At 62.9% G+C, this 26,515-nt stretch carries 1 protein-coding gene; it reads left to right on the top strand.

Annotation, left to right across the window (positions count from 1 at the left end):
• The first annotated feature begins 12 nt into the window (after window positions 1-12).
• The gene (locus tag CK911_RS07690; protein ID WP_098969530.1) at window positions 13-26,499 is read left to right on the top strand and encodes a VCBS domain-containing protein; all 26,487 of its coding nucleotides are present in this window, start codon (window positions 13-15) and stop codon (window positions 26,497-26,499) included.
• Window positions 26,500-26,515: the final 16 nt, after the last annotated feature.

Below are 26,515 nucleotides of genomic sequence, written 5' to 3'. Positions count from 1 at the left end.
TGAGGTGTATGTATGGCCAAGAAACCCCAGCCACACGAGTTGACCCCGGAACAGAAAGCTGCACAGCTCAAACCTCGGGAGCATCAGCTGGGGGGGGCTGAAGTCCACACGGGTGATGAGAGCATCATCGGTTGGGAAAGTACCTTGAACGAGGCACCGGTCAGCGCTGAGGCGTCATCACCAACGACAGGGCAGGAGCCAAGCCATCTCTCTTCCCATACCATCGACGAGCGTCAGTCAGAATCTAGGCTCCCTGTCCCGGGCCTGAAGAATACCCTCGAGTCACACGCGCATCATCCTGTTCCACCCTCGTCTGAATTGAGCCGCCCTGCAGGGCGGCTGGTGGACCAACCGCCGGTATCGGGCCATGACACAACCGCATTTTACGGTTCAGTGTCGGCTGACCCCAAAACCGCCGAGGTATCCCCATTATCCTGGCAAGCTGATGCAACTGACAGTCAGCCATCAGGGGATATCCCGTCAGCCATATCCGGCACGCTGTCACCGCAAGAACTGGCTGCCCATGATGAACAATCACCGCCGACCGATTTCCAGTTGCAAGGTGTGGTGCAGGGTGAGGTCACGGAAGATCAGGGGGTCGACGCGTACGGCGCCCTTACTGTTACGGGCCATCCATCCAGCGATCTGCAGTGGTATGTTGCCTCAAGGCAGGGAGTCTTCGGGACGCTGGATATTGATCAGCAAGGGCAGTGGCATTACCAGCTTGAAAATAGCAGTAGCAAGGTACAGGCGCTTGTTGCTGGGCAATCGATGGCAGAGAGTTTTGTGGTGTTGGTGGCCGATAACACCGGGGTTACCCATATGACCCGGCTACAGATCCGGGTCAATGGCAGTAATGATCTTCCCGTGATGGCGGTGGTCACCCCGTTGGATACCCATGAGGGGGGACTCGCAGTGCATGGCCAGTTGAGCGCGACCGACCTTGATGCTGGCGATCAGTTGATATTTAGTGCGGCTCATCCGGTGGCGGGTTTTGTGCTCCATGACGATGGCCAATATGTCTTCGACCCATCGTCTCCTGTCTACGATCACCTCAAATCTGGCGAACAGCAGATCCTCGATATTCCCGTAGCGGTGACAGATCGCCAGGGGGCGCAGGATACCCGCATCTTGCGGATCATCCTGACGGGTTCTAACGATGTGCCGGCGCTCCAGGCTGAAGTCCGATCCGCCCAAGAAGATCTGCCTCCCCTACATGGACAGTTGCTTGGCACGGATCCGGACAGGGGAGATACCCTGGTCTACAGCACCACGCTTCTGGTGCCGGGATTCAGTTTGCATACCGACGGCAGCTACAGCTTTGATCCGGGCCACGCAAGCTATCAACACCTGGCTGCGGGTCAGACCCGGGATGTCGTGATCCCGATGACCGTAACGGACAGCGTTGGTGCCAGCAGCACACAGAACCTGACCATCAAGCTGACCGGCAGCAACGATGGCGCGACCATTGCCGGAGTGAGTAGCGGCAGCACCAGCGAGGACAACACGCAAGCCGTCACCGGCCAGCTCACCATTACCGACATGGATGATGGTGAGGCGTACTTTGTGGCGCAGAGCGGGGTGGTTGGCACTTATGGCACGTTCACGATGAACGAACAGGGCCAGTGGCGTTATCAACTCGATAACCGTAAGCCTGACGTTCAGTCGCTCAAAACAGGTGACCAGGTCACCGACAGCTTCACCATCACCAGCGCCGACGGCACGACCCATACGGTGAGCGTCAGCGTGGCCGGGCGGGATGATGGGGCGGTCATTGCCGGGGTCGATGCGGCGACATTGAATGAAGATGTGACCGACCGCGCCGGCAAGCTGGCGGCCAGCGGCCAGCTCACGGTGATCGATCCGGATGCCGGGCAAGATCACTTCACGCCACAGACCGATGTGGCTGGCAGTAGCGACCTCGGCCACTTCAGTCTCGATACAACAGGCGCGTGGACATACACAGCCGACAACACCCAAACAGCTATTCAGCAGCTCAAGTCAGGCGAATTGTTGACCGATAGTCTGACCGTCACCAGCGCTGATGGTACGACCCACGCGCTGACCGTGACGATCTTGGGTGCGAACGATGCCCCGGTGTTGCAGGCGCAGACGCAGGCGGTGACCGAGGATGGGGCTCTGCTCACAGGCCAGATGGTCGCCACTGATGTGGATGCCGGCGACATGCAGACCTTTAGCCTCGCTCAGGCGGTGGACGGCTTTACACTGAACGCCGACGGCAGCTACCGCTTCGACCCCGGCCATGCCAGCTATCAGCATCTGGCTGCCGGTCAGACGCAAGACGTGGTTATCCCGATTACGGTGACCGACAGTGCCGGTGCGACCAGTACCCAGAACCTCTCCATCACCGTCACTGGCGTGAATGACGGAGCGGTGATCGGCGGCAGTGTCAGAGAGGAGCAGTCCGTCCAGAGTGGTCACCTGCAAGCCAGCGGCCAACTGACGATCAGCGATGCCGACACTGGCGAATCGCACTTTACCGTGCAAACCGATGTGGCCGGCAGCGCCGGCTACGGTCACTTCAGCCTAGATACCAGCGGCGCCTGGATCTATACGGCCGACAACTATCAAAGCGCAATCCAGCAACTCAAGACCGGAGATAGCCTGACCGACAGTTTAACCGTGCACAGTGCGGACGGTACTGCGCACACAATTACGGTCACGCTGCAGGGCACGAACGATGTGCCGGTGCTGTCGGCGCAATCGCAGGCGGTGACCGAAGACGGCACTTTGCTCAGCGGCCACATGGTGGCCACCGATGTGGACGCCGGCGATACTGAAGCTTTCAGTACCCCCCAGAACGTTGACGGCTTCACGCTGAATGCCGACGGCAGCTACAGCTTCGACCCGTCCCACGCCAGCTACCAGCATCTCGCAGCAGGGCAGACCCAAGATGTTGTGATCCCGATCACCGTGACCGACAGCATGGGCCTGAGCAGCACGCAAAACTTGACCATCACCGTCACTGGCGTCAATGACGGCGCGGTGATCGGCGGCGTGAATGTCGCCACCGTCACCGAAGACACAGCCGTCACTACCGGCCATCTGCAAGCCAGCGGTCAGCTCACCATCAGCGATGCCGATACCGGCGAAGCGCATTTCACGACCCAAACCGATGTGGCCGGCAGCGCTGGCTACGGGCACTTCAGCGTTGATTCAGCAGGTGCCTGGACCTACAGCGCCGACAACACCCAAGCGGCTATCCAGCAGCTCAAGGCTGGCGACAGCCTCACCGATACCTTGACCGTCACCAGCGCCGACGGCACGACCCACACGTTAACCGTGACTATCCAGGGCACCAACGACGCACCGGTGCTGGCGGCACAGAGCCAAGCCATCACCGAAGACGGCACCTTGCTCAGCGGCCACATGGTCGCCACTGATGTGGATGCCGGGGACACGAAAACCTTCAGCACCACTACCGCTGTTGATGGCTTCACACTGAATGCCGATGGCAGTTATCAATTCGATCCGGCCCACGTGAGTTATCAGCATCTGGCTGCGGGTCAGACGCAAGACGTAGTTATCCCGATCACGGTGACCGACAGTGCCGGTGCGACCAGCACCCAGAACCTCACCATCACCGTCACCGGCAGCAACGATGCGCCGGACATCGGCAGCACTCGGGCCTCGCGTATGGTCTTCGCTGACGCCCCCAACGCAGCCATCTCCGGCTTGCTGCATGTTCGCGACGCCGATGCCAGTGATACTCAGACCTGGACCGTCTCCGGAAACGGCCAAGGCCGCTATGGTCATCTCGATTTTGACGCGCAAACAGGCCGTTGGACCTATCAACTCGACAAAGCTGATGCTGATACTCAAGCACTGAAGGCTGGTGAGCAAGCTTATGAGGCTTTCCAGATCACCGTCACCGATGGGCATGGAGGCACGGACAGCACGGTCGTGCGCGTCATGGTCGTGGGCACGAACGACACGCCGGTGCTGGCGGCACAGAGCCAAGCCGTCACCGAAGACGGCACCTTGCTCAGCGGCCAGATGGTCGCCACCGATGCGGATGCCGGCGACACGCAAACCTTCAGCACCACTAACGCTGTTGATGGCTTCACACTGAATGCCGACGGCAGCTACCGCTTCGACCTCAGCCACGCCAGCTACCAACATCTGGCGGCTGGGCAGACGCAGGATCTGGTGATTCCGGTCACCGTGACCGACAGCGCTGGCGCGACCAGCACGCAAAATCTCACGATAACCGTCACGGGTAGCGCAGACGGCGCCGTCATCGGCGGTGTGGATCTGGGAACGGTCACCGAGGATACGGCCGTCACTACCGGCCATCTGCAAGCCAGTGGCCAGTTGATAGTCAGCGATGTCGACAGCGGCGAAGCGCATTTCACGGTACAGACCGATATCGTGGGCAGTCATGGTTTCGGCTACTTCAGCGTGGATGCGGCCGGTGCCTGGACCTACACGGCCGATGATAGCCAGACGGCCATCCAGCAGCTCAAGGCAGGCGAGAGCCTGACCGATACGCTGACCGTGGCCAGCGCCGACGGCACGACCCACACGCTGACCATGACCATCCAGGGCATGAACGATGCCCCGGTGCTTGCGGCCCAAACCCAGGCCGTGACCGAGGATGGCCCGCAATTGAGCGGCCATATGGTCGCCACTGACGCCGATGCCGGCGACACCCAAACCTTCAGCAGCACCCAGCCGGTTGATGGCTTCACCCTGAACGCCGATGGCAGCTACAGCTTTGATCCATCCCATGCCAGCTACCAGCATCTGGCAGCCGGTCAGACACAAGATGTGGTCATCCCCATCACGGTGAGCGACAGTGCCGGTGCCACTAGCACGCAGAGCCTGATCATCACCATCACCGGTAGCAATGATGCGCCCAGCGTCACCGGTGTCGACACTGGTCGGGTCGTTGAGGACCAAACCCTGTCCGTCCGCGGCAAGCTGGCGATCCGCGATGCAGACGCCGGCCAGGCGCACTTCGTCGCTCAGACGGCCACGGCGGGCAGTTACGGCAGCCTGACGATCGGTGAGGACGGGCAGTGGCAATACCAGCTGGACAACAGCAAGGCCGAGGTCCAGGCGCTCATGAGTACCGAGACCGCCACCGACAGCTTCACGGTGGACAGCGCCGACGGCAGCAGCCACAGCATCACCATCACCATCCAGGGCCAGCGCGACAGCGTCGTGATCGGCGGTGTGGATGTGGGTGTGGTCAAGGAAGACCTTTCTTCGGTCACCGGCGGCAATTTGGTGGCAACCGGCGAAAGTGCGGAGTTTGTAGCCCTGCAGCAGCGCACCACGCTGGGCAATTTTGCGATGGATGCCAGCGGCGCCTGGACCTACACGCTGGACAACAGCCGTGCCGGCACGCAGGCACTTAAGGCCGGAGAGACTGCCACTGACACTGTCACCATCACCCACACCGACGGCACGACGCACACCGTCACCGTCACGGTCATGGGCACGAATGATGCGCCCGTGCTCAGCGCCCAGACCCAAGCCATCACCGAAGACGGCACCCAGCTCACAGGCCATATGGCGGGCACCGATGTGGACGCCGGCGACACGAAAACCTTCCGCAGCACTCAGTCGGTAGATGGTTTCACGCTGAACGCCGACGGCAGCTACAGCTTCGACTCGTCCCACGCCAGCTACCAGCATCTCGCAGCAGGGCAGACCCAAGATGTGGTGATCCCGATTACCGTGACCGACAGCACGGGCCTGAGCAGCACCCAAAACCTCACCATCACGGTGACCGGCGCCAATGACGGCGCGGTGATTGGCGGCGTCAGTGCCGCCACCGTCACCGAGGACACCGCCGTCACCACCGGCCATCTGCAGGCCAGCGGCCAGCTCACCATCAGCGATGCCGATACCGGCGAAGCGCATTTCACCGCGCAAACGGATGTGGCCGGTAGCGCCGGCTACGGGCACTTCAGCCTCGATACATCGGGCGCCTGGACCTACAGCGCCGACAACACGCAGAGTGCTGTTCAGCAACTCAAGGCGGGCGACAGCCTCACCGACACCCTGACCGTCACCAGCGCCGACGGCAGCACACACACCGTCACTGTGTCCCTGCAAGGCACGAACGACGCGCCCGTGCTGGCGGCACAAACCCAGGCCGTGACTGAAGACGGCACGCAGCTGAGCGGCCACATGGCCGCCACCGACGTTGATGCTGGCGACACCTTGGCCTTCAGCATCACCAACGCGGTCGATGGCTTCACGCTCAGCGGCGACGGCAGCTACCGCTTCGACCCGTCGAACGCGGCCTACCAGCACCTGGCTGCCGGCCAGACGCAGGACCTGCTCATCCCCGTCACCGTGACCGACGGTGCCGGCGCCACCGGCACCCAGAACCTGACCATCACGGTCACCGGCAGCAACGACGGCCCGCAGGTGACCCACGGTACCGCGGCTACAGCAGCGGACTTGGGCGCCATCAATGAAGATGCGCCGCGCGTGTTCACTGAAGCTGAGTTGTTGCAGGCGGTGGGCGCGAGCGCCGTGGACGATGGCACGTTCGTTCACATCGTCGCCGGTTCTCTGACCTCGGCCCACGGCACGTTCACGGGTGATGCCGCGCACGGCTACACCTTCACCCCGGCGGCCAACTTCAGCGGTCAGGACGTAGACCTGCAGTTCAATGTCTCGGATGGCGCCGACATACAGCAAGCCCACGCCAGGCTGGACATCACGCCGGTGGCGGACAAGCCCGTGGGTTCGCTGGTGTCGACTGCTACTACTTTCGATGATGTGCAACTTCAGGGGCAGTTCGCCGACCCCACGCCGCTGGGCTGGAAGACCGATTCCACGTTCGGTGTGGAGCAAGTCACGGAAGACGTGGTTGGCGGGACGGGCAACAACCAGGTGCTGGAACTGGTGACCAAGGGCGCCAGCATCAACTCGCCGAACATCTACCGCGAGCTCGACACGCAGACCGGGCAATGGCTCCACGTCAGCTTCGATGCCTCGCGCCGCGAGAACTGGGATGTCGCCCGCATCGAGGTGCTGTGGGAAGGCAAGGTCATCGACGCGTTCACGCCGGGAACAGCCGGTTACGAAATGCATCATCACGAGTACGACCTGCAGGCCACTGGCCCGCAGTCGCGCATCGAGTTCCGCGTGGTGGGGGATGATGCTGACAAGCGGGCCATCATCGACAACATCCAAATCGGTCTGCCCACCCAGGTGGGCGAGGTCAACCAGGCCCTGCACCTGGATATGGGCCAGGCATTTCAGCTGGCCGACACCGACGGCAGCGAGACCCTGAGCTACCTGATCAAGGGCTTGCCGCCAGGCTTCACGCTCACGGACGGCACGCACAGCGTGACCATCGCCAGTGTCGGCCAGGTGGTCGACACTAAGGGGTGGAGCCAGGATGCGCTGGCTTTGCGTGCGCCTCAGGACTACCAGGGGCAGCTCGAGATCCAGGTCAGCGCCCGTGCCGAGGAGACCGCCAACCACCAGACGGCGACGTCGGACGAGCAGTCGCTGCGCTTGAGCTTCGAGCGGCTGACGGCCGTTGAAGATACGCCCCAGACCTTCTCTGCATCCCGCTTGCTGCAGCTGGCCGGTATCCGTGCGGGTTTGGGAGAGGTCCTGACACTGGACGACGTGCAGGTGAACCCGGCCTTCGGCCATTTCAGCCACAACGCCGATGGCAGCTGGACGTTCACGCCGGAGGTCAACGTCTCGGCCCATCAGGTGCCGCTGACCCTCACCGTACACGGTGGTGCGCAGCCGATCAGCAGCACCCTGCATCTGGACATCACGCCAGTGGCCGATACGCCGTTGCTCGACCTGCCGCAGATCGACCCGTCGGCCAAGGGCCAACTGACGCCCATCCATACCGACTTTGACAGCACCCTGTTGCACAGCCAGTTCGCCGATCCCACACCCCTGGGCTGGCACACGGATGGGCCCCAGGGTTCGGAAGTGGCACTGCAAGACGTGTTTGGCGGCAAAGGCGGGGACCGTGCGCTGGAACTGATCTCCGAGGGCGCCGGCGCGGTCAATTCGCCCAATCTCTACCGCGTGCTGGACGTCGCGCCGGGCCAGATGGTGCATTTCGGCTTTGACGTGTCACCGCGCGACAGTTGGGCGGTACCGCTGGTCGAAGTGCTGTGGGAAGGCAAAGTCATCGACAGCTTCACGCCCTCGGGCACGGGCTTCGGCTTGCAGCACCATGACTACGATTTACTCGCCACTGCTGGCCAGCCCCGCCTCGAGATTCGGGTGGTAGGCGCGCAGAGCGATATGCGCGCTATCTTCGATAACCTGGACGTAGGCCTCGCTCCGGTGGCGGCGCGCTTCGGCCCGGTCAATGGCGATGTGTATCTGGATCTCGGCGCGCAGTTTCATCTGGCCGATACAGACGGCAGCGAAAGTCTCAGTTACGTGGTCAAGGGCCTGCCGCAGGGCTTCACCCTGACCGACGGCACCCACAGCATCACCGTCACCACGGCCGGTCAAGCCATTGAGACCAGGGGATGGGAGCAGGCGGCGCTGGTGGTGAAGGCGCCACAGGACTTCCAGGGCCAGGTCCATCTGCAGGTCAATGGCGTGGCCGAAGAAAGCGGCGCGCAGCAGACCGCCAACTCGCCCGAGCTGACCTTCCGGCTGAGTTTCGAGCACCTGACGGCCGCCGAAGATACGCCCCAGACTTTCTCTGCATCCCGCTTGCTGCAACTGGCCGGTATCCGTGCGGGTTTGGGAGAGGTCCTGACGCTGGACGACGTGCAGGTGAACCCGGCCTTCGGCCATTTCAGCCACAACGCCGATGGCAGCTGGACGTTCACGCCGGAGGCCAACGTCTCGGCCCATCAGGTGCCGCTGACCCTCACCGTACACGGTGGTGCGCAGCCGATCAGCAGCACCCTGCATCTGGACATCACGCCAGTGGCCGACACGCCGCTGCTCGACCCGTCGGCCGACGGCCAACTGGCGCCCATCCATACCGACTTTGACAGCACCCTGTTGCACGGCCAGTTCGCCGATCCCACGCCCCTGGGCTGGCACACGGATGGGCCCAAGGGCTCGGAAGTGGCACCGCAAGACGTGTTTGGCGGCAAAGGCGGGGACCGTGCGCTGGAACTGATCTCCGAGGGCGCCGGCGCGGTCAACTCGCCCAATCTCTACCGCGTGCTGGACGTCGCGTCGGGCCAGATGGTGCGTTTCGGCTTTGACGTGTCACCGCGCGACAGTTGGGCGGTACCGCTGGTCGAAGTGCTGTGGGAAGGCAAAGTCATCGACAGCTTCACGCCCTCGGGCACGGGCTTCGGCTTGCAGCACCATGACTACGATTTACTCGCCACTGCTGGCCAGCCCCGCCTCGAGATTCGGGTGGTAGGCGCGCAGAGCGATATGCGCGCCATCTTCGATAACCTGGACGTCGGCGTCTCTCCGGTGGCGGCGCGCTTCAGCCCGGTCAATGACGATGTGTATCTGGATCTCGGCGCACAGTTTCACCTGGCCGATACTGACGGCAGCGAGACCCTCAGTTACGTGGTCAAGGGCCTGCCGCCGGGCTTCACCCTGACCGACGGCACCCACAGCATCACCGTCACCACGGCCGGTCAGGCCATTGAGACCAAGGGATGGGATCAGGAGGCGCTGGTGGTGAAGGCACCACAGGACTTCCAGGGCCAGGTGAATCTGCAAGTCAGCGGGGTGGCCGAAGAGAGCGGCACGCAGCAGACCGCCAGTTCACCCGAGCTGTCCATGCGGTTGAGCTTCGAGCAACTGCGGGTGTACGAGGACACGCCCCAGGTGTTCACTGAATCCAAGCTGCTGCAGCTGGCCGGTGTTCATGCGCCTGCCGGACAGGCCATGACGCTGGCCGATGTGCAGGTAGACCCGGCCTTCGGCCAGTTCAGCCACAACGCGAATGGCAGCTGGACCTTCACCCCGGCCGCCAACGTCAATGCCGACGATGTACCGTTCACGCTGACCATCGCCGGCGGCAGCCAGCCGCTCAGCCGCCCGCTGCAGCTCAGCATCGCGCCGGTCAATGACGCGCCGGTGCTGGCTGCACAAAGTCAGACGGGGACCGAAGACGGCAGCCCCATCACCGGTCATATGGTCGCCACCGATGTGGATGTCGGTGACACGCAGAGCTTCAGCCTGGCCCACCCCGTTGACGGATTCACACTCAATGCCGACGGCAGCTACAGCTTCGACCCCTCGCATGCCAGCTACCAGCATCTGGCGGCGGGGCAGACTCAGGGTGTGGTCATCCCGATCACGGTGACAGATCACGCCGGGGCGACCAGTACACAGAACCTCACCTTCACCCTCACCGGCACCGACGACGGCCTGCAGGTGGTGGCCAACAGCGCAGCGAAGGCGGGCGATCTTGGCGCCGTGGACGAGGACGCGCCGCGCCTGTTCACCGAGGCCGAGCTGCTGCGTGCGGTCGGTGCCAGCGACGTTGACGATGGCAACGACCTGCACATCGTGGCGGGTTCGCTGAGCTCCACCCACGGCACTTTTACGGGTGATGCCGCCCACGGCTTCACCTTCACGCCCTCCGCCAACTTCAGCGGCCAGCAGGTCGATGTGCAGTTCAGCGTCAGCGACGGTGGCGTCAACCAGGCGACCTTTGCCCGGCTGGACATCCGTCCGGTGGCCGATGTCCCGGTCTTCGAATACACCGGAGAGACCCATTCGCTCGCCCACCAGACCGACTTCGACAGCACCCTGTTGCACGGCCAGTTCGCTGACCCCACCCCCCTGGGCTGGCACACCGATGCGCCCCAGGGCTCGGAAGTGGCGCGGCAGGATGTGTTCGGTGGCAGCGGTGGTGACCGCGCGCTGGAAATGATTTCCTCCGGGGCTGGCAAGGACAGCTCGGCCAACTTCTACCGCGTGCTCGACACGGTGCCCGGCCAGGAGCTGAAATTCAGTTTCGATGTCTCGCCGCGCAGCGGCTGGGCCGTGCCCCTGGTGGAAGTCTTGTGGGAAGGCAAGGTCATCGACAGCTTCACGCCCTCGGGTTCGGATTTCAGCCTGCAGCGTCACGACTATCAGCTGACAGCCACCGGCGAGCAAGCACGTCTGGAGCTGCGTGTGGTTGGCGATCAGAGCGACATGCGCGCCATCTTCGACAAGCTGGAGATCAGCGACACGCCCCATCTGGACCGCGAGGCCCTGGTCAACAGCGAGCTTCAGCTCCACTTGCCCACCAATCTGCATCTGGCCGACACAGACGGCAGCGAAACGCTGAGCTATCTCATCAAGGGCTTGCCGGTGGGCTTCAGCCTGACGGATGGCAGCCACAGCATCACGGTCACGGCCGCCGATCAGGTGATCGATACCAAGGGCTGGCAACAGGATGCCCTGAGCGTGCAGGCGCCCAAGGACTTTGCCGGCACGCTGGAACTCAGCGTCACCGGCCGCAGCGAAGAGGCCGGCAACCAGCAGACGGCCAACTCGGCTGAACTGCCCTTGCATCTGAGCTTCGAACGCGTGTCCGTGGTGGAGGATACGCCCCTGACCCTCAGCGAGAGCAAGTTGCTCGCGCTGGCCGGTGTGGTGCCGGCGGCGGGCGAGCACCTGAGCCTGAGTGATGTGCAGGTGGATCCGGCCTTGGGCCAGTTCAGCCACAACGCCGATGGCAGCTGGACCTTTACGCCGGCGGCCAATGTCAATGCCGACCAGGTGCCGTTCACGCTGACCGTCGCTGGTGGCAGCCAGCCAATCAGCAGTTCGCTGCAACTGAGCATCACGCCGGTGAATGACGCGCCGGTGATCGCGGCGCAGACCCAGGCCGTGACCGAAGACGGCACCTTGCTCAGCGGTCACATGGCCGCCACCGACGCCGATGCCGGCGACACGCAGACCTTCAGCCTCGCCAACGCCTTCGACGGCTTCACGCTCAACACCGACGGCAGCTACAGTTTCGACCCCGGCCATGCCAGCTACCAGCACCTCGCGGCAGGGCAGACGCAGGATGTGATCATCCCGATCACCGTGACCGACAGCGCTGGCGCGACCAGTACCCAAAATCTCACGATTACCCTCACCGGCAGCAACGACGGCCCGCTGGTGACCCACGGCACGGCGGCCACGGCAGCGGACTTGGGCGCGATCAATGAAGACACGCCGCGCGTGTTCACCGAAGCCGAGCTGCTGCAGGCGGTCGGCGCCAGCGATGTGGATGACGGCGCCCAGCTGCATATCGTGGCGGGTTCGCTGACGTCGGCGCATGGCACCTACACCGGCGATGCCGCGCACGGCTTCAGCTTCACCCCGGCCGCCAACTTCAGCGGCCAGGATGTGGACCTGCAGTTCAGCGTCAGCGATGGCACGGTCAGCCGCGAAGCGCATGGGCAGCTGGACATCACGCCGGTGGCCGACACGCTCCGCGTGAGCGAGTTGCCGGAGTCAGGGAAGGCCAAGACCCTTGTTTCTTCGGTCGACTTCCAAGCGCACAGCAGCTTTGAGAGGATGCCGGCGACGATTCAGGGCTGGAATAACGAAGGGGGAGATTTGCTCCTGCAGCGCCCCAACGGTGGGGCCAACACGGTGCTCGTGATGAGGGGCACGGACGATGCAACGGTCGGCACCCATTTCGCCACCAAGCCAGGTCAAATTTATGAGCTGACCCTGAGTGCCTATTCCAGCGGCAACATCAAGCTTGAAGTGGTCTGGAACGGGCAAGTCGTTTCCAGCTACACCCCGGAAGGGGGGGGGGGTGAGCAAAGCTTCAGGTTCTTGGCCGATAGTGACCAGAGCTATCTGCAACTGCGCGCACATGATGGCGCAGGCCAATTTGCGCACGTGACTGTGGATTACACGCAGCTTCGCATGCGGGAGCCGCTGCCCGTGCTGGCCACTCAACCCGTTTCTCTGGGCGGCCTGGACACGTTCACGCAGTTCCACCTGATGGATACGGACGGCAGCGAAACGCTCAGTTACGTCATCAAGGGTCTGCCGGTCGGCTTCACGCTGAGTGATGGCAGCCACAGTGTCACCGTCACCACGGCGGATCAGGTGATCGACACGCAAGGCTGGGCGCCGGATCAGCTGCATCTGATGGCACCCACCGGATTCGAAGGCGTCGTGGGCTTCCAGGTCGCGGCGCGCTCCGAAGAGGGCGCGAACCACCAGCAAGGTGCCCTCACTGCCTTTGTGCCGCAGGCACTGAGCTTCGATTCCCCGGTGGTGATCGAGGACACCCCACGCCACTTCAGCGAGGCGCAACTGCTGTCCTTCGCCGGCCTGCATGCCGCAGCCGGCGTCTCCTACGGCCTCAGCGATGTGCAGGTGGATGCGGCCTTCGGCCACATCACCCATAACGGCGATGGCAGCTGGACCTTCACCCCGGCGGCCAATGTGTCGGCCGATCAGGTGCCGATCACCCTCACCGTTACCGGTGGTGCCCAGCCGATCACGGCCTCGCTGGCGCTGAGTATCACGCCGGTGGCCGACACACCGCTCGGTGCCGGTGGCCAGACCGAGCTCACGGACTTCAACCATCAGGCGGTGGGCTCCGCCGGTTGGGCCATGGTCGACCCATCCGGCATGGGCTGGCACACCGACCATGCCCAGGGTGTCGAGCTGGGTCAGGACAAACTCTATGGCGGCAGCAGCACCAGCAACCAGATCGTCAGCCTGAGTGCCAGCAGTGACGCCAATCTCTACCGTGACCTGTCCATCTCGGCCGGCGAGGTCGTTCATTTCGGGTTTGACCTCTCGGCGCGCGCTGGCGTTGCCATCGCGCCGCTGCAGGTGCTGTGGGAAGGCAAGGTCATCGACACCATCACGCCCGCCAGCGGCTACACGATGGCGCACCATGAATATGACCTGGTGGCCACCGGCGCCAATTCGCGCCTGGAACTGCGCGCCACTGGCTCCGGTGATGCCCGCGCCTTGATCGACAACCTGCAGCTCACCACAACGCCGCCCCAGGTGGCGCTGGTGAACCATGCGCTGCATCTGGATCTGGGTCAGGCCTTCCAGCTGGCCGACACCGACGGCAGCGAGACGCTGAGCTACTTGATCAAGGACTTGCCGGTCGGCTTCACCCTCAGCGACGGCAGCCACAGCGTCACCGCGACCACGGCGGGGCAGCAGATCGACCTCAAGGGCTGGCAGCTGGATGCCCTTGTGCTGCAATCGCCAGCCGATTTTGAAGGCCAGCTGGCACTGAAAGTCAGCGCCAGCGCCGAAGAAGGCGCCACCCACCAGACCGCCACCTCGGCCGAGCTCTTGCTGCCGCTGAGCTTCGAGCACTTGTCCACGGCGGAAGACACGCCGCGCAGCTTCAGCGAACGCGAGCTGCTGCAGTTGGCCGGCGCGGTACCGGCCCCGGGTCAGCACCTGAGCCTCAGCGATGTGCAGGTGGACCCGGCCTTTGGCCAGATCACGCACAACGCCGATGGCAGTTGGACCTTCACGCCCGTCGCCAATGTCTCGGCTGATCAGGTGGCGCTGAACCTCACCGTCACCGGTGGCGCGCAGCCGCAGCAGGTCGCCTTGCCGCTGCAGATCACTGCCGTGACCGACGCGCCGGTCGCGGGCATGCTGTCCATCCATCCCGACATCAGTAGCCAGATTCCCGGCAGCGCCGGCTGGGCTTACCTCGATCCGACCAAGATGGGTTGGCATACCGACCACCATGAGGGGGTTTACATAGGCACGGCCACCCGTTACGGCGGCGCCGACAGCCACAGTCTGCTGGAGCTGTCGGGCCTGGCCTCGTCGCCCATGAATTTCTACCGCACCCTGAACACCCAGGCCGGGCAGGCCGTGGTCTTCAGCTTTGACGTGACCGGGCGCCCGGGACGGCCTGCGGCGACCATCGAGGTGTTGTTCGAGGGCAAGGTCATCGACACCCTGACGCCGGGCAACCAAGCCTACGACATGCAGCGGCATGAGTATGTCCTGACGGCAACGGGACCCGACTCGCGCCTGGAGCTGCGGCCCAGCGGCCAGGGCGATGCGCGAGCCCTGTTCGACAACCTGCAGATCAGTCCGCCGCCCCAGGTGGGGCTTGTGAACCATGCGCTGCATCTGGATGTGGGTCAGGCCTTCCACCTGGCCGACACCGACGGCAGCGAAACCATCAGCTACCTGATCAATGGTCTGCCGGTGGGCTTCACGCTCAGCGATGGCAGCCACAGTGTCACCGTCACGACGGCCGGGCAGGTGATCGACACGGCAGGCTGGCAGATGGATGCCGTGACCGTAGAGGCGCCCAAGGATTTCGAAGGCCAGCTCGACCTGAAAATCAGCGCACGCACCGAAGAAAGCGCCACGCACCAGACCGTCACCTCGGCCGAACTGCCGCTGCCGCTGAGCTTCGAGCGCCTGTCCACGGCGGAAGACACGCCGCGCAGCTTCAGCGAACACGAGCTACTGCAGCTGGCTGGCGTAGTCCCTGCCGCAGGCGAGCATCTGAGCCTCAGCGATGTGCAGGTGGACCCGGCCTTCGGCCATGTCACGCACAACGCCGATGGCAGCTGGACCTTCACGCCCGTCGCCAATGTCTCGGCCGATCAGGTGGCCCTGAACCTCACCGTCACCGGTGGCGCCCAAGCGCAGCAGGTGGCCTTACCGATCCAGGTCACCGCTGTGACCGATGCGCCGCTGCTGGGCGCGGGGGCCAGCAACAGCGATTTCGAGCAGCAGCGCGTCACTGACAGCAGTGGCAGCCAGTTTATCGACCCGGGCTCGACCGGTTGGCACAGCGATGGTGCCCACGGCGTCGAGCTGGGCAAGGAAACCTTGTTTGGCGGCAGCCATGCCGACAACCAGGTGGTGGAACTGATCTCCCAGGGCGCCAGCGGCTACAAGGATCCGAACCTTTACCGCGATCTGACGACCTTTGCGGGCCAGCAGCTGCACTTTGCTTTCGACCTGTCCCGCCGTGCCGGCTGGGCGGTCGGGTCGGTGGAAGTGCTGTGGGAAGGCAAGGTCATCGACACCATCACGCCCACGGACAGCGGCTTTGCCCTCCATCACCACGCCTACGATCTCGTGGCCACGGGCGGCAACGCACGCCTTGAGCTGAGGGTGCTGGGCGACAGCGTCGATCAGCGCGCGGTGGTCGACAACCTCTATGTCGGATCGACGCCGCAGATGGCGCTGGTCAATCATGAGCTGCACCTGAAGCTCGACGACTATGTCCGGCTGGCCGACACCGACGGCAGTGAAACGCTAAGTCTCATGATCAAGGGTCTGCCGGTGGGCTTCACGCTGACCGATGGCAGTCACAGCATTACGGTTTCTGCCGCCGATCAGGTGATCGATACCCAGGGCTGGCAGCAGGATGCGCTGAGCATCCAGTCGACGAAGGATTTTGCAGGCACGCTGAACCTCAGCATCAGCGGCCGCAGCGAGGAGGGCAGCACGCACCAGACGGCCACCACGGCCGAGCTGCCGGTGCGCCTGAGCTTCGAGCGCCTTGCCACAACGGAAGACACGCCGCTGACGCTCGATGAGGACAAGCTGCTGGCGCTGTCCGGTGTGGTGCCGTCACCCGGTCAGCACCTGAGTCTCAGCGATGTGCAGGTGGACCCGGCCTTCGGCCATGTCAGCCACAACGCCGACGGCAGCTGGACCTTCACGCCCGAGGCTAATGTCTCGGCGGATCAGGTGGCGCTCCAGCTCACCATCACCGGTGGCACGCAGCAGCAGGTGAGCTTGCCGCTGCAGATCAGCGCCGTGACCGACGCGCCGGTGTTGGGTGATGTGCTGAGCATGACTGATTTCAATCATCAAGCCGTGGATTCGGCCGGCTGGGCCTTCGTCGACGGATCAGGCCTGGGCTGGCACACCGACTACGCCAAGGGCATCCAGGTGGGGCAGGACAAGCTCTACGGCGGCAGCAGCAGCAACCAGATCGTCGAACTGGCCGCCAATGGCAGCAACAACATTTTTCGTGACCTGCCCACCACGGCAGGCCAGGCCTTGCACTTCGGCTTTGATCTTTCGGCACGCGGGGGCAATACGGTCGCGGCGCTGGAGGTGGTGTGGGAAGGCAAGGTGATCGATACCATCACGCCGGCCAGCGGCTTTGCCCTGGTGCACCACGAATATGATTTGGTCGCCACCGGCGCCAACTCGCGCCTGGAGCTGCGCGCCAGCGGCTCGGGTGACGGCCGGGCAATTCTCGACAACCTGCAGATCAGTCCGCCGCCACAGATGGCCCTGGTCAATCACGATCTGCATCTGAAGCTGGACGACTATGTCCATCTGGCAGACACCGACGGCAGTGAAACCCTGACTTACCTGATCAAAGGCCTGCCGGTCGGCTTCACGCTGAGTGATGGCAGCCACAGCATCACCGTCACCACGGCCGATCAGGTGATCGATACCCAGGGCTGGAAACAGGACGCTTTGGCAGTGCAGGCGCCGAAGGACTTTGAAGGCACGCTGAATCTCAGTGTGACCGGCCGCAGCGAGGAGGGCAGCACCCATCAGACTGCCAATTCAGCCGAGCTGCCGGTGCGCCTGAGCTTCGAGCGCCTCGCCACGACCGAAGACACCCCGCTGACCCTCAGCGAGAGCAAGTTGCTCGCGCTGGCCGGTGTAGTCCCGGCAGCGGGCGAGCATCTGAGCCTCAGCGATGTGCAGGTGGACCCGGCCTTCGGCCAAGTCACCCACAACGCCAATGGGGGCTGGACGTTCACGCCCGCCGCCAATGTCTCGACCGATGCGGTGCCGCTGACGCTGCATGTCAGTGGCGGCGCGCAGCCGATCACAGGCTCATTGACGCTGAGCGTTACCCCGGTAGTGGATGCGCCGGTGGTCATCGGTGTCACCGGTTCCGCACAGCGCATCGTGACCGACTTCGACTCGGTGCTATTGCATGATCAGTTCGCTGACCCCACGCCCTTGGGTTGGAAGACGGATTCCAAATTTGGCGTAGAGCAAACCACCGAAGACGTGTTTGGCGGTAGCGGCAAGAACCACGTGCTGGAACTGGTCTCACAAGGCGCTTCCACAAATTCGCCAAATATTTACAAGGATTTACCGACCAAGTCCGGCCAGATGCTGCACCTGAGCTTTGATCTGTCCCCGCGGTCGGGCTGGGCCGTTGCCCCTGTCGAAGTGCTGTGGGAAGGCAAGGTCATTGACGTCATCACCCTCACCCCCGGTGGCTACGCGATGCAAACGCACGCATATGACGTCGTGGCAACCGGCGCGGACTCGCGCCTTGAAATTCGCATCGTGGACGATCACACCGATGCGCGCGCGATCCTCGACAACGTTGTGATCGAGTCGTTTCCGACGCTTGTTGCCGCAACCAATCATGACCTTTATCTGGACCTGACCAGCAACCTGCGTTTTGTCGATACCGACGGCAGCGAAGCGCTAACCTACATCGTCAAGGGCTTGCCGGTTGGCTTCACGCTGACCGACGGGACGCACAGCGCCACGGTAACCACGGCCGGTCAGGTGATCGAGACGACCGGCTGGAATCCGGACACCATCGCGGTGCGTGCGCCGCAAGATTTCCATGGCCGGCTGGAGCTTCAGGTTTCCGCGCGCACAGAGGAAATCGCCAATCATCAGACGGCGACCTCGACCGAGATTGCGTTGCAGCTGGGCTTTGAGAGCCTCGCTACCGCCGAAGACAAGCCAAGGACCTTCACCGAAGGACAGTTGCTGCAACTGGCCGGTATTCATGCGCCCGCCGGGCAGACCTATTCGCTTGGCGATGTGCAGGTGGACCCTGCGCTCGGTCACGTCACCCACGAAGCCAATGGCAGCTGGACCTTCACGCCTGCTGCCAATGTCTCGGCGGATGCGGTGCCCTTGACGCTGCACGTTGACGGCGGAGCGCAGCCGATCACAGGCTCATTGACCCTGAGCGTCACCCCCGTGGTGGATGCGCCTGTGCACGCCTCCGCGTTCAATGCATTGGATTTTGACGCAGATCCCAACGTAAAAGACGCCTGGGTCAAATTTGATGCCGTTGGCTGGTATAGCAACAATGGAAGCGGCATCGAGCAGGTTCCTGGATCGCTCTATCCGATTGACCCAAAAAACACGTTCGTGCAGCTATCGTCTGAGTTTGGTGATCACCACTCGTTCTATCATGATCTGACCACCCGAGCCGGAGAAGCATTCCACTTCTCGTTCGAGGCGGGATGGACGACCGATTGGGACCATAGCAAGGTTCCGATGGAGGTGCTGTGGGAGGGGAAGGTCATCGATACCTTGCTCCCGACAGCGGGCGATGATCTGACTTGGGCGCATCACCAGTACGATCTGGTGGCGACGGGAACGTCCTCGCGGCTCGAATTGCGCGTGGCCGGAAATGGCCAACGAGGGATGGCCGCGATCGACAATCTTGCGATCGGACCCGCAACGCAGTTTGCCGCCACCAACCATGACCTGGCCCTGGATACCGGCTTCCGTTTTGTTGATACCGACGGAAGCGAAACGTTTGGCTATGTGATCAAGGGGCTGCCGGTCGGCTTCACGCTGACCGATGGCACGCACAGCGCGACGGTGACTACCGCCGGACAGGCGATCGAAACGAAGGGTTGGGACCAGGATGCACTCGCGGTGCGCGCGCCGCAGGGCTTCGAGGGCGAACTGAACCTTCGGGTCGTGGCGCAGAGCGAGGAAACGGCCAACCACCAGACGGCCACATCCGACGGCCTGCCCTTGCATCTGTCCTTCATCAAGCTGGGCGTTGCCGAAGACACACCCAGAACCTTCACCGAAGCGCAGCTGCTGGGACTGTCCGGCATCCGCGCGCCCGCCGGACAGACTTACACGCTAGGCGATGTGCAAGTTGACCCGGCCTTCGGTCACTTCAGCCACGACGCCAACGGCGGCTGGACCTTCACCCCGGCGGCCAATGTCAACGCCGACCAGGTGCCGTTCACGCTGACCGTGACCGGTGGCGCGCAGCCCATCAGCACCACGTTGCAGTTGGCCATCACGCCGGTCAATGACGGGCCGGTGCTGGCGGCACAGACGCAGGCCGTGACCGAGGACGCGGCCGTGTTCAACGGCCATGTGCTGGCCACAGACCCGGATGCTGGCGACACCCTGGCTTTCAGCACCACCGCCACGGTGGACGGCTTCACGCTGAACGCCGATGGCAGCTACAGCTTCGACCCCACGCACGCCAGCTACCAGCACCTGGCCACCGGCCAGACGCAGGACATCGTCATCCCGGTCACGGTGGCTGACCACGCCGGGGCAACGGCCACGCAGAACTTGACGATCACGGTCACCGGTGCCAATGACGGCCCGCTGGTCACTCATGCCACGGCCGCGATAGCCGCCGACCTGGGCGCCATCAATGAAGACGCACCGCGCGTGTTCACCGAGGCCGAACTGCTGCAGGCGGTGTGCGCCAGCGATGCGGACGACGGCAGCAGCCTGCATATCGTGGCGGGTTCGCTGACCAGCACGCACGGCAGCTTCAGCGGCGATGCCACGCATGGTTACACCTTCACCCCGGCCGCCAATTTCAGTGGCCAGGATGTGGATCTGCAGTTCAGCGTGACGGACGGCACGGTCAGTCGCGAAGCGCATGCCCAGCTGGACATCACGCCGGTGGCGGATGCGCCCCTCCGGGACGTCGCGCCCACGATCAGCACCGATTTCAATAGCGCCGTGCTGGGCGCGCCCGGTTGGATGGTGTCTGACCCGACCCCCATGGGCTGGCACTCGGATGAAAGCGCCGGTTTGGAGATCGGCCAGGAGCGGCTTTACGGCGGCAGCGGCGACAACCAAGTTCTCAGCCTGACCGCCAGCTGGGGCAATAACATCTTCCGCGACTTGCCCACCAAGGCCGGTGAGGCGCTGCATTTCGGCTTTGATCTTTCAGCTCGCCCTGGTTTTGCGGTCACGCCCATCGAGGTGCTGTGGGAGGGCAAGGTGATCGACACCATCACCCCGGCTGCCGGCAGCTTTGCCATGCTGCACCACGATTACGACCTCGTCGCCACCGGCGACAACTCGCGCCTGGAGCTGCGCGCCACCGGGCGGGGCGAGGCCCGTGCCCTGATCGACAATCTGCAGATCGGTGCCTCCGACCACCTGACGCTGGGTGATCAGGACACACTGCTCAAGTCCTATCTCGGCTTCCGCCTGGCGGATGCCGATGGCAGTGAGGCGCTGAGTTATGCCATCCACGGCCTGCCGGTGGGCTTCACGCTGACCGATGGCACGCACAGCGCCACGGTGGCGACAGCCGGGCAGGTGATCGAGACCATCGGCTGGAACCAGGACGCGCTGGCGGTGCGGGCGCCGCAGGACTTCCAGGGCGATGTCAGCATCCAGGTGACGGCACGTGCCGAAGAAGGCGGCAATCACCAGGCCGCTAGCGCGGCCGACATTACTCTCCAGCTCAGCCGTGTGCCGGTCAGTCATGCGGCGGTGATCAGCGGTGAAAACACCATCACGCTGACGGAAGACCAGCACGTCAATTCGCAGGGCAATCTGGAGCATTTCGGCCAGCTCAATATCAACGACCCCGATGCAGGCGAGGGCACGTTCGTGCCGCAGAACGCGGTGGTCACCCAGTACGGCCGCTACACCATTGATCAGACCGGCTTCTGGCTCTACGAAGCCGACAACAAGCAGGCGGTGATCCAGCAGCTCAAGACCGGCGAGCACCTGACCGACAGCTTCACGGTGCACAGTGCCGATGGCACGGCGCAGACCATTACCGTGATCATCCAGGGGCAGGACGATGCTGCTGCTTTTGTGCCCCAACCCGCACACAGCTATTCCGATGACATCTACACCCAGTTGGGCGTGAAGCTGATGTCCGACGCGCACCGGGAGCTCCAGTTCCTGGCCGATGTGTTGCTGGGCAATATGGACCCGCGCGACTACGCTACCGCTGAGTTGTCTTTCACCAATGCCGGCGTGGCGTTGCGCGCGCCCGATGGCAGTATTTCCCGCGTGTTCTCTGCGGTGGGTGGCGTCACCACCGTGCCTGTGCATGCGCTGACGTCCTGGCACTTCAAGGGTGATGGCTATCAGGTGGTGCTGGTCGACACGACCGGCGCACCGATCAATGTCTACCCGCATGATCAGGGCGATCCCAACCGGCTGTCGGGCTTCAATCAGTACGTGGCCGGCTTCAGCAATCCGCAGGGCAGCGCGATTGAAATCGTGCCTTCCGCGTCGGTGAGCCTGCCGAGTAGCGGCAGCGCGGTGCAGGGTTCCGGCTTTATGCCGCCCGCCATCAGCCCGCAGCAGTTCGACAGCGCCCATGTGCTGGAGGACAACGGCCAGCAGATTTCCGGTTTCATCGAGGTCAAGGACGCGGATGCCGGCCAGTCGGTGATGACGCCGCAGACCGACACCGCCACCCACTACGGCCGCTTCAGCATCGACGTCAACGGCGACTGGGTCTATCAGCTTGACACCCAGCGCCCCGAAGTGCAGAAACTGACTGATGGTCAGACCCTGGTCGACACCGTCACCGTGCATAGCGAAGACGGCACGGCGCATGAGGTGGCAATTACCATCCACGGCCAGAACGATGGTGCTGTGATCGCAGGAGCCGACAGTGGCCGAGTGGTCGAGGACGATCACGTTACGGCAGCTGGCACGATCGTGGCTAAGGGCTTGCTCACGGTGACGGATAGCGATGCTGGCCAAGCCGCCTTTGTCGCACAGAACGATGTAGTCACCCAGTATGGCCATTTCAGCTTGGCAGCAGATGGCCACTGGACCTATACGGTGGACAACAACCGCACCGATATCCAAGCTCTCAAGCCTGGCGGCACGCCCGGTGAGACGGCCGATGTGTCACTGTTGCTCGCGCAGGCGCTGGGCCAGTCGAATGAAGCTGGCTTCAAGGCGGTGGCTGAAGCACTCACGCAACAGCAACCAAGCGCTGCGGCCGGTGTGCTCGATCTGAGCATCCAGGGCGCGGCCATCATGCTCAGCGGTCCGACTGGCACCACGCCGGTGCTGTATGCGATGGACGCAAATGGCCGCGCCAATATCGGTGTGGATGAACTGCTGAGCTGGCTGCATCAGGGCAAGGGCTATGAGCTGCATCTGCAGGGCAGCCAGAGCGATGTTCAGGTCTTTGTGCATGACCGCGGCGATGCGGGAGATTTGCATCCACTTCCGCTGAGTGCGGCAACTGTCCTGAACGATCCGGCCAGCGCAGCCCAGCATCTGGCATTGAGTTGGCAAACTGCCCCGCTGCCAGCCGAGTTGAGCGAAACTGTCACGGTGCAGAGTGTCGATGGCACCGAACACATCATCAATCTGAGCATCGTCGGCACCGCCGAGAACGCGGTGATTGCCGGTGTGGACCGCGGCAGCGTGACTGAAGACGCCCATGTCACTGGCACCGGCCAGATCGAGGCTCACGGCAAGCTCACCATTCAGGATACCGATGGCGGTCAAGCCGCCTTCACCTCGTTGCATCAAGTGGCCGGCAAGTTTGGCTATTTGTCGCTGCAGGCTGACGGGCAGTGGACCTACTCCGCCGACAACAATAGCCCGGCACTAAACGCGCTCAACAAGGGGCAATCAGCTGTTGAGACCTTTGTGGTCAAGAGCGTGGATGGCACGGCGCACACTCTCAGCATTACGGTCAACGGTACCGACGAGAAGCCCGATCTCTGGCCGGAGATCGCTCGCAACCTGATGGCCCAGATCGGGGGTGACACGCGCGGCTACCACGTGATCGCCGAACGCATGGCCGCCGGTGACTCGAATGGCCTGCGCGATGTAGTCATGAACGTCTACGACGGCAAGCCCACCGTGGTCGATGCCAGCGGCCATGTGCTGCACACCTTTGAGCGGTACAGCAAGTTCTTTGGCTACTACGTGCCGATGAACGAGCTGGCCGATCAGCTCAAGGCGCATCCGGGGGCCATGCTGGTGCTGCAGGGCAGTGTTGGCGGCAACGCCAACTACTACTTCCACGATGCCAGCAACGAGATGTTGCTGAACTTCAATGGCGCCTATAGCTACGAGCCAGACAAGCGCCCAATAGGCGGCCTCCCCATCAACGGCATCCCGCATCCTGGCGCCAGTGTCATCAGTAACACGCCCGCCCAGCTTGACGGCGCCGACAGCGGCAGTGTGCTGGCCGATGGCGATGCACTGCTGCAAACACAAGGCCATCTCACGGTACTAGACGCCGACGGTAGCCAAGCGCACTTCGCGGCCCAGCAGGACGTTCAGGGGCTGTATGGCAAGTTCAGCATCGATGCCCAGGGCAGCTGGCACTATCAGGCGGACGGGCATCTGCCCGCGCTCAGCCCGCTCGCGGCAGGTCAGCTCCTGAGCGAAACCTTTACCATTCATAGCGCCGATGGCACCGCGCACACCATCACAGTGCAATTGTTCGGTGATAACTCGGCGGCGGTGATTGCGGGCGTCGATAGCGTTTCACTGAGCGAGGATCTGGGCGTGCAGGGTGGCCAGTTACAGGCATCTGGCCAGCTCAATGTCACGGATATCAATGTCGGGCAGGATCATTTCATCTCGCAAGGCGATGTAGCGGGTAGCGCCGGGCTGGGGCATTTCACTCTGGATGCCAGCGGTGCCTGGACTTACGCGGTTGACAACGGCAATCCGCAAATCCAGCAGCTCAAGGCGGGCGAGACAATTACTGACACACTGACTGTCAGCAGTGCCGATGGCACCACGCATCAGATCACGGTGACGCTCAGCGGCAGCAACGATGCGGCGGTGATTACCGGTGCAGACAGCGGCTCGGTCAGCGAAGACGGCGGCCTCAGTGCCTCCGGCAAGCTCGTCATCAGTGATGTCGACAGCGGGCAAGCCAGCTTCACTCCGCAGCATCAGGCCGCGGCTCATGGCCGCTTCACGCTGACGGCCAGCGGCGACTGGACTTATACGCTGGACAATCACAGCGCCGCAGTCCAGGCGCTCAAAACTGGCGAAATCTTGAGCGACAGCATCACGGTGCAGAGCGTCGATGGCAGCAGCCATGTCGTCACTGTGCGCATCAATGGCGCCAACGATGCACCAGTGGTGCAAGCGCAGAGCCAGACGGTGGCCGAGGACGGCAGCGTCCTGCGCGGCCAGATGCAGGCCAGCGATGCCGACCACGGCGAGCACCTGCAGTTCAGCACCAGCGCCCAGGTCGCCGGCTTCAGCCTCCATGCCGACGGCAGCTACACCTTCGACCCGGGCCATGCCGATTACCAGAGCCTGACGGCGGGGCAGCAGCGGGATATCTCCATTCCCGTGGTTGTCAGCGATTCTGCTGGTGACCACGGTATGCAGTTTCTTACCTTGCATATCACAGGTCGTGACGATGGTGCGGTGATTAACGGTGTGGATGTCGGGCAAGTCTTGGTGGGGGGGCAGGCTCAGGCTAGCGGTCAGCTGCTGATCAGCGATGCCGATGCCGGGCAGGCGGGCTTTCAAGTTGGCCAGATTGTCGGCAGCTTCGGTAGCTTGTCGATCGATGCCCAGGGCCGCTGGCAGTACCAACTTGATACCAGCAACGCTCAGGTGCAGCGCCTGGGTTGGCAGGACCGTGTGACAGATAGCGTGACCGTACACAGTCTGGATGGCACCGCTCATGATGTGAATATCCAGGTGACCGGTAGTGCTTCTGTCCCCTTGTACTCTTCAGTGCAGCCACACAGTGGCATGGATGCTTATGGGAATATATTGGCCGCGGTGCACGGAGCGGGATACCAGTATCAGGGGTTGGCTGATGCTCTTGATAAAGGGGACTCCAGTGTTGTTGCCAATATGGCGCTGAGCATTAGCGGGTCTCACGTCGAGGTGATAGATACCGCAGGCAATGTGCTACAGACATTTTCACCGGTTGGGGTCGATTATGCGGCAACCATGTCGATGCGTGATCTGATGCAATGGCATGCACAGGGATTCGGGATCGTCGTGCATGAAGATAGCGGGATGGACTCGACACGGATGTGGCTGCATAACATGGGTGACCCGCACAATATCAGTGTTCGGTTACCGGATGGCACCGGGTTTGATGGTTGGGCCGACAAGTGGACTTTTGGCGAATTGCCGCTGAATGCCATGCCAGCACCAGTTGTCGCATCCGATGAACAGAGTGTTGAGCTGACGGATATGCTGCCAAGCCAATCCGCTCAAGTGAATATCGAAGCCACTCCCGTTGCCGAGCATGATGCTCCACAACAATTGATACCTGTTTCGTCAGATATGACAGCATCAGATGGAGTTTCAACAGGCGTTGATATCAACGACGATCAACAGATGGGCATAGCGTCTCATGTGGCGGATTATTGGCAGTTTGCCGATCTGTCCGGTGTAGCGCAGGGAGACAAGTCAGACGGGCATCCGTTTGCGGATCAGGTATCGGGCTATCTGGATGCTGCAGGTATTCATGTTGAGGGTTTGGTTCAGGTTATGCCGCCAATGCCGCCGGTCGAAGCGCTCATTGATGATCATGTGAACGGGATAAACGATGAACACCACATGACACCACAGGACGAGCCGGTTACCGGCAGTGAAACGGCGGAACCGTTGCCTGCGCCAGAGGACCCCAGTCATCAGCATCACGGTTAATTGAGTGCACCAAGTG

This window comes from Aeromonas sp. CU5 (genome assembly GCF_002586745.1).
Classification (GTDB): domain Bacteria; phylum Pseudomonadota; class Gammaproteobacteria; order Enterobacterales; family Aeromonadaceae; genus Aeromonas; species Aeromonas sobria.
Note: the sequence above shows the minus strand (reverse complement) of the source record. Positions and strands in the feature narration are given on the sequence as shown.